This window comes from Pseudomonas sp. PICF6 (assembly GCF_009831705.1).
GTDB lineage: Bacteria > Pseudomonadota > Gammaproteobacteria > Pseudomonadales > Pseudomonadaceae > Aquipseudomonas > Aquipseudomonas rhizophila.
The window spans coordinates 367,781-376,511 of sequence record NZ_WUUD01000026.1; the positions used below are offsets into that span (position 1 = coordinate 367,781).

3 protein-coding genes are annotated in these 8,731 nt (G+C 56.5%); all 3 read right to left on the reverse strand.

Annotation, left to right across the window (positions count from 1 at the left end; all coding sequences use genetic code 11):
- Positions 1–462 precede the first annotated feature (462 nt).
- Positions 463–732, reverse strand: coding sequence for a hypothetical protein (locus GSM73_RS18245; RefSeq protein WP_178129677.1), 270 nt, complete (start codon positions 730–732; stop codon positions 463–465).
- Between the two features lie 609 nt (positions 733–1,341).
- Positions 1,342–1,773 carry a hypothetical protein gene (locus tag GSM73_RS18250; RefSeq protein ID WP_160893417.1) on the reverse strand — a complete coding sequence of 144 codons (432 nt, stop codon included), beginning with the start codon at positions 1,771–1,773 and terminating at the stop codon, positions 1,342–1,344.
- The coding region (locus tag GSM73_RS18255) for a DUF637 domain-containing protein (RefSeq protein ID WP_256676949.1) at positions 1,773–8,731 on the reverse strand (6,959 nt) is incomplete at its 5' end. The genes GSM73_RS18255 and GSM73_RS18250, both read right to left, overlap by 1 nt.

The following is an 8,731-nucleotide window of genomic DNA, read 5'->3' on the forward strand; positions in this document are numbered from 1 at the left end:
GCGTTGCGCATCCTCCTGGCCAGGAGACACCTCAGCTACAGCGTTGTAAACCTGCCCAGCAACCGGGTGAACGCCACCATCCACATAATAAAACTTAAGTTCCATTGCATTTCCCAAATACATTAAGGAATAAGGGGACAGATTTATTTTCTCAAATCAATTCTCGGCCCACCCTGCCCTCGTCGCTCTTGGTCACGTTGCACAACGTGGTGCGGATGGCTCGGTAAACAATAGCTCCCATTCTGGGCATATCTGACTCATCCGTCCGTGGAAGCTTTCAGCGTGGCAAAGAATTAAAATAAATCTGTCCATTTTGTCGTAGCCATTGATGAGGAAATGGGTACGACGGGTTCGACCAGGCAAGTCGAGATAAAAGGAAACCCTGCAATTAAAAGCTGCAGGGCGAGTTGGCTTTTAGCCTTGACTTGAGACGGGCTAATGGGCGTCCTCTTTCTTGCGTCTTTACTTCTCTACCTGCGCTGACAAATACAATCGTTCCTTCTCTCCAACGGCATCCAATCGATCAAACTCCCTAACAAAGCACTCTACCTCAGAAGGCAACTCACAATGAAATTTCCATAGTGCCGCAGCGCATACACCTTGGAAAAACTCCAACGCCTCCAAAACCCCTGCTGACTCTTCAAATTTCAACTTCCTTAACTCAGCCATTAGCTTTCTAAGCAAATCGAGCACATACCATCTACACTCTAAAGAAAAAAGCTCTTCATACATTACAGGCTCATTACGCAAAAAATCCTCTGATAAAACAATCACTCCATCAATATAATTTATGTATGACTCCAGAATAGAAATCCGCCCCCTCCCTGACTCACAAATAGAAAATATATAGCCCGCAGATTAAATTCACACATCACTAGCTACCTTAAAGGCTGAATATGCCAAACTTCTTTTGTATCAGGATTAGGAAAAAGGGAAAAAGGGGACAGATTTATTTTCTCAAATCAATCCTCCGTCTACCCTGACCTCGCCGCTCTTGGCCACGTAGCACAACGTGGTGCGGATGACTCATCCGTGGAAGCTTTCAGCGTAGCAAAAGAGAAAATAAATCTGTCCCCTTCTTTTCTGACACAACATATCAACGTTTTCAGGCGACGAGAGTGAACACCGGGAAGTGCTTGAGCGAGCGCGCTGTGTAAGAATCGGATGGCCTGCATGGGGCGGGATCTTGTTTTGTGTGGTGCAACACAAGCTGCCGACTCATGCAGGTCTCTTCAATATTCCAACCTCTTGATTTTTCGTAAGAAAATTCGGGGATCCTTCAGAATCTGCCCCCTTTTTTCTTGTGCAAAATCTTTTTTCTGCTCATCACCCGTAAAAACATCAAGAATCGCTAATACTTTTCACACTTTCACAAGAATCCACTGAGAGCATGCAAATAACATTTAAAACTTCTATTGGCAGCTCGGATATCTTTTTACCATTTTTTGGTTTAGCGACTAACTTGTACCCTCCCCCACCAAAATCATGACTAAATAGCCCTTTCTTCGCCATAGAAACAAACGACTGCAAGTATCGACTCCGTTGAACTTCAGAGCTAAATACCGGGAGATTCTCTTCGACCACCTCAACCTCAAAGCATTCACTTAACGAATAAAAATACTCATACATCAACTCATACTCAGAAAGAGATTTTCTTATTGACCGCGGAACGTCCCCCTTTCCTCCAGTCGCAAAATGCGCAAGAAACCCATCTTTACACGAAGCAAACCAATCTAAATCATTGATCTCCAAAAACTCGTCATCCATTTCCATTATTCAGCTCCAAATATATTTGTGCAATTCTCGCAACGCGGAACTACGTCTCCTGTTCGAGGACGAATCGCAGGAGTAAATTTAATATCACTGAGCTTAAGGCTTGGATTGCTCAAAAGCAGTTCATTAGCAGCTCTAAACTCAGCACAACGGCCCAGAGTGTTGCCACATGCTGTTTTAATACCCAAACCTCCGAGTTTGTCCGCGTACGCTTGCAGTTCAGGTGCAACCTTACTTGGAACAGCTCCACTAGAAGTAGTAACTATTTTCCCTGTCAATGGATCCACTGCACCGATAACAGTTGGCGGCTTATACTTACCAAGTGTTCCAATGTACTTCTCTAGCTGTTGGTTAGCATCGTCAAGGAGCTTAGCTACTTCCTCTTTTGTTGTCCCAGCAATATTTTTCTCTGCATCAACCACCTCCGCAAGATTACCCCCAGCCTTCGGTGTCAGTCCATTACTGGTTTCAAGGTAGAGCTTGCCGTCCGCTGCCAACACTTCCGTGTTACCAGTCTTAGTGTTGATGACCCGACGGTAGCCCTCGGGCAACCCACCCGTCACGTTGGCTCCCGCGGAACTGCCTTCACGATAGCCTGCCGGCAAAGCTGTTCTCTCCGCCGTTAGGGTCGCTCCCGTACGTATAGCCTTAGCTTCCGTAAACTTATCCAAAGCCGCCTGAACCCTAGGCGAAAGCCCTCCTTCGCCAACACCTGCTCCACGAGCACCGCCGGAGGTCGGTATGACCAGTGCAGCCACGCTTGTTGCGTTTTCCCACGTGTCAGTGACCTTCGCCAGATTCGTCAGATCATTCAACGCACGCTCGGTCAAAGTATCCTTGTACTGCGTGCAAGTCGCGGTCGTGCAATTGAGATCCTGCAGAGCGGTCAGCCCGCCCTGGATCGAAGTCAACAAGGATTTGGCAAACGCGCCGCTGACGGCCTTCTCCGACCAATCGGTGATTTCATTACTGATCTGTTCGTACTTCCCCCCAATCCATGTTTTTTCCTGACAGGTCTCGCTACTACCACAGGCATTCATGTCCCCGACGAAATCACTCATGTCATGGTGGTTGAGGTTGTTGTACTGGGTCGCATTGCCAGCCACATACGAGCCAGTCTGCAGACCATTCGCATCATCGCCAGCCACGGCGGCAGCGGCCACTACGCCTAGCAGTTGCGAAGACATGAGCATCAGGTGGTCACGGTTCTCCGGACTCATTTGAGCCGACATCCGTCGCAACTGGTTGGCGAACGTCTCGTTCACACCCGCCGCCATCGCACCGACAGCGAAGTCGCTGCCCGAAGCTTCGGCGATCATGCCGCCTACCAAGGCGTGCAGGGCGATCTTCTCCGGACTGCCGGTCTTCAGCCCGAGGTTACCTACCTGGTCAAAAGAATAAGCCGCCAAGGTGTTGTAGACCGCCGACTGCAGGATGCCCGCTAACGTAACGTCCCGACCGAAAGCTTTGGCGATCGCAGCAGCGGATGCGTTGTTGATCAGTTGCTGACCCGCAAAATGGCTGACGGCTTCGATCGAACTTAGGTCAATGACCGTCTTGCCATTGACCTGTTTGGTCATGGTCATATCGCCCAGGTAGTTCTCGGCGACACCGGCCGTGATGGCCGCGATGGCGGCGTTGGTAAGGCCGTCTTTGCTGGCTACCGCTTTCAACCCGGCACCCAGGTCGCCCTTGTTGTTGATGGTCGCAACCGTGCCGGTGGTTGCCAGGCTGGCCGCGCCTGCCAGAGTTGCACTGCTCAGGCCGGCGCCAGCAGGACCGAGCAGCACCGTCATCAGAATGGCGATTATCATCTGCGCAGCCGGACCCAGGCCCGAGTTCGCGTACTTGAAGCTGGTGTGGATCTCCTGCACTTGCCGCCAGTCAACACCACCCTGCTCATCAAGCTCCTTGAGCCAAGCCAGTTTCGGATCGGCCTTGACCATGGCATCGATGGACTCACTGACCGTCTGCTTGTTGACCTGCAGCACGTCCGCATGAATCTTGCCAACCGCGTTGATGACCAAGTCGCCTTGAGCAGTCAGTTCACTCTGACGAACCGTCTCATCCGTGCGGCCGCTGCCCTTCATGCTGAACCACGCAGCGCTGGACTTGCTTTTCTCGTGACTCTCCTGATGCAGATCCTTCACAGCCTCGAAGGTGATGTCGCCACCGCTGTCCACGATCAGATCATTACCGCTGTCGAGCTTGGCCGCCTGGTATCGCTGATCACCTCCGCTCTCCAGAATCAGGTCGCCGCCCGTGGTGATCGCGCTGCCGACATGACGCACGTCAGTCACTTCGTCACGCTTGGTCTTCTTTTTCCCCCAACTGCCCTTACTCTTTTTCTGGTAAAGCGAGTAGTCGCTGTCGGTCTCGGCTATCAGTTCGAGCTGGTCGCCGGCGTAGAGATAAGCCTCGTCACCCGCACTGACGCGACTGGAGATCAGGCGAAGATCCTCACCCGCGGTCATAGAAACATCACCGCCGGCACTCACCTGAGTGCCGACTTGACGGACATGATCCTCCTGGCGGGTCACCTTTTTGCTCTTGGAGTAGGAGTGTTCCTCATCGGCAGCCGAAGACAGGGTCATGTTGTTGACCGCGTCAATGGCAATATTACGCTTGGCCTCCAAGTTGCTGCCGATGGCGGCGAAGTCACGGCCGGCGCCCATGTCCAGGTCACGACCAGCGGTGATCTGCGAGCCGGACTGCTTGATGGACTCGCTGCGGTTGCGCGTACCGTTTTGATAACTGTAGGTCTGTTCGGCAGAACCTATCAGCAGGTCACGCCCGGTGCGGATCTCCAGATCGCGGCCGGCTAGCATTACGCCACCGATATTGAGCATGTCGCGCCCGACGCCGGCGATCAGATCGTTGGACGCTTCGATGCGGGCGGCGCTGTCCAGCTTGCCTTCAACGACGTAACCGCCCTGCTGCAGGGTCTGGGTACGTTCATTTACCACATCCCCCAGCAGACTGTTCAGGCTGACATCACGTCCGTTGATGATGCCTCCGGCACCGTTGAACAGGGTGTTGCCTGCCAGCAAGTCGACGCGACCGCCGGCTTGGATCAAACCACTGTTGACCAAGTCTTGGCCGGCGCTGGCCGACAGATTGTTCTTGGCTCGCAGGGTTCCGCTATTCTCCAGGTTCTGACCGGCTATCAGGTTCACATCCTGGCCTTCGATCAGCGCACCGGTCGGGGCCAGGCGGTCGTTGGCGTGGGCCAGGTAGAGCACCGGCACCAGTACCTTCTCGCCCATGACTTCGTGCTCTTCAAGCCAGACGATATCGTGGGTCAAGGCTGCCACTTGAGAGGCGGTCAGGGTAACGCCCACCGACAGCCCCAGTTGCTGCTTGCTGGCGATGGCGTTGTCCATCAGATACCGGTAAAGCGCCTCGTCAGATGTCTGGCCATCAATAAAGCGTTTACCGGTACGAGCCGTCACCGCCTGCTGGATCATCTGCTGCTCGAAGAATCCATCGCCCAAGCGTTTCCAGCTGGCGTCCGAGTCATACCCCAGCTTGTCCAGAAGATAATCCGAGCTCGTGAATTGCTTGAGATCGGTCAATGCTGGGTCGGTCTCGACCAGATACTTATGCGGCTGCGGTCCGCGGCTGTTGACTGGAAGGCCCTGCACTCGAGCAATGCTCTGCGGATTGACCACGGTAACCGTGCTGGAGACGCCCTGTGCTGCTGCAGGAAGCACCTCCGGCAGCACCGCTGAGGCGCCAGGCTGGAAGATCGGCCTACTGCCGCCGCTCAGTTGGATTGGACTGCCGGTCTGCTCCAAAGGCTGCTGACGCTGGGCGAGGCCGATGCTGGCACCGCCCAGGGTCCAACTGGCTGGCGACGGTGCGGCGCTAGTGGCATTGGCCTGGCTCGCAGCTTGAGCGCTCAGACGGAACAAACCGCTACCGCCCGTGGGCAAGACGAAGCCTGGCAAGTCCAGCGGGTTGACCTGACGCTGGGCCAGGTCTGGCGGTAACTGCGCATTGATGCGCGCGGTATTGGGATTGACCCGACTGCCGGCCTGAGTGTTTGCCGCGCTCAGGGCTTGGCTGGAATAACCGGTGTTCTGGCGCGTAACGCCGTTGCCCAGCGTCTGGCTGGCGGTAATGTTAACCGCGCCGCCGGCCTGAATGACGGCATTGGCAGCCACGCCTGTGTTGGTTTGCGTCTCGCGTGTATCGATCAGCGTATAACCCAGGATTTTGCTAGGTACCGCATAGCCCGAGTTAGGCCGGTAGTTCGGGTTGGCGATGCCGGTGTCCTGTTTCCCTCGATCCACCGGTGTTATGTAACTGCCGTCGGGGTCATACCATTCTTGCTGGTAGACGTACTGGGTCTTTGAGTTGTATTTGGCGTATTCGGCAATTGCCCCGCCCTCACGCGTCAGGCTGTCCCAAACGGAGCTTCGCTCGCTGTCGTTGGGATTGCGGAACTGCCGGGTGCGCAGCACGCTCTCGGTGGACGCCCCCTCGTTGTTGAAGTTATCCGCGTGGATGTCGATCGACGACGCGGCGCTGACAGTACTGTGCTTGTTCTCAAAAAGTGACGACTGCACTTTCAGCGCAGCGCCAGCATTTATTGATGCCGCTGCGGAGTCCGCCTGCACTGAACGCACAATTTCTTCGGTCAGGTAATAGAAGAAGTCGTAGTGCCGTCCCTTACAGTTGAGACACTGATAAGTGATGGTGCCGGAAACCAACTGTTCACTGACGGAGAACGCATCCTTGCGGTTGCTGACCGTACTGGCGTACAACCCCATCGCCCCACCGCTCTGCAAAGTGGCCGATACGTTGTCGATGCGGTTGGCGCGGTTGAGCGCTGCATCGCCAGCCACCAGCAGGCCTCCCAGGCTATACACCGTAGCGAAGCGGTTGGTGAAGTCGCCGACCAGCAGGCGCATGTCGCCGCCGCTGGAAATCAAACTTTGATTACCTGCATCCGCGCCTTCGTTGCGCAGCACCTGGCTGACCAAGTCAAGCTTGCCAGCACTACCAATCGTGCCGCTGTTGTTCAGATTGGCAGCATTGAGGGTCAGGTCCCGGGCCGAGGTGATGCGCCCTTGGTTGAGCAACGTACCACCGGCCCTGACCTGCACATCGCTCGCACCGGCGATGCGTCCAGCGCCTAATACCTGTACACCTGCGGCGCTCAGGCCGAGATTGCCCACGCTGGTGGCCTGGCCGCTCCCCGCGTATAACCCGGTCAGGGCAACATCCAGTGTGCCGTTACTGGCGATAAGACCGTTGTTGGTCCAATTGCCTCCACGCCCCACTAAGCTGTCGGTCGCCAGCAGTTGGCCACTGCCCGTCAGCGTCAGTTGACCGACGTCGATGTTCAGCCGCGCGGCCTGGACCACGCTGCTGTTGGTCCAGTTGGCGGCGCTCAGGGTCAGGCCGCCGAGAGTAACAATGTCACCACCGGCACTGCCCAGGTTGGCCAAGTCAATCTGGAAATCCCCCTTACCGCCATGCAGCAGGCGGCCGCCAGTGTTGAGGAAGTTGCCGGCCTGTAAGACCAAGTCCTGGTTGGCGACTTCCATCACGCCATTGCGGTTGTCCAACGCGCCCGTCACTTGCAGGCGAGTGCTGCCGCCGCTGGCCAGAGTCCGCAACTGGCCGCCCTGATTGTTTAGGCTGGCCGCGCTCAAGCCGATGCGGGTGTCGCTTTCGAGGACGCCACCGACGTTGCTCAGAGCTCCCCCCAGGGTGAAATCCAAGGTCTGACCGGCCACTTGCCCACCCGCGCCGTTATCCAAGTCGGCAGCACTGATGCTCACCTGGCCTTGGGCGTAAAGACCACCCCCGCGGTTGTTCAAGTCGGCGGTGTTGATGACGACATCGCCGGTTTGGGCCGCGATACGGCCACCGTTGTTGTTCAGCCCCGCCAAGGCGCGAATGTTCAGGCTCTGCGCCTGGATCACACCGCCCTTGTTGTTCACATCGAAGCCGTTGCGCAATACGCCCACGGTGCGCGCTTCAAGGGCGCCCTTGAGGGCGGCAAGCGTTCCGCCGCGGTTGTCGATGTTGACCGCGGTGAGGCTGACATCGCCGGTCTGGGCGATGAGTTTGCCGCCCTGGTTGTCCAGGTTACCGCTCAGTTCAACAGTCAGGCCGCTCTGGCCTTGCATCTCGCCCTTGCCGTTGGCCAGGCTCGCGGCTTTCAGGTTGACGTCGGCTGTCTGGCTGTAGATCAGGCCGTTGGTATGGTTCTGCACGGCGGCAGTGGCGGTGATTGCCAGGGCGTTTTTGGCGGCGACGGTGCCGGTGTTGCTGTTGTCCAGGGAGCCGGCGGTCAGGGTCATTTGATCCTGGCTGGCGATTTGGCCGCCCTGGTTGTTGATCGCCGTCGCGCCCTTAACGGTCAGCGGGCCGGCGCTGGCGAGCTTGGCGCCGCTGTTGTCGAGGGCGCCGTTGAGGTTCAGGTTGACCGCCGCGTTACCGATCAGGTTGCCTTGGCGGTTATCCAGTTCGTTGGCGTTAAGGGTCAGTGCTTGTTGAGCGTTGATGGCACCACTGGCGTTGTCCAGGGCCGTGGTCTTGATGATCAGGCCCGCGCCGCTGTCGATCAGACCACCCTGGCCATTGTCGAGGGCGCCGCTGAGGATAAGGTCTTGCGCGCCGCCGCTGCTGAGAATGCCTTGGGTGTTGTCCACCGAAACGGCTGTCACACCGAGACTGCCCTGACTGACCAGCGCACCGCCATTGCTGTTGAGCAGGTTGCCCAGCAGCGTCAGGTTCACGTTACCGTTGCGGCTGGAAAGCGTGCCGTTGTTGCGGTTGTCCAGGCTGGTGCCGTTGACCAGCAACCCTTGCCACCCGGAGATCAAGCCGTTCTGGTTGACCAGGGTTTTGCCGTCGAGACTCAGGTTCTGGCTGCTGATCAGCTTGCCGCCGCTGTTGTCCAGCGTCCGGCCGCGCAGGTTGAAACTTTGGCTGCTGGAGA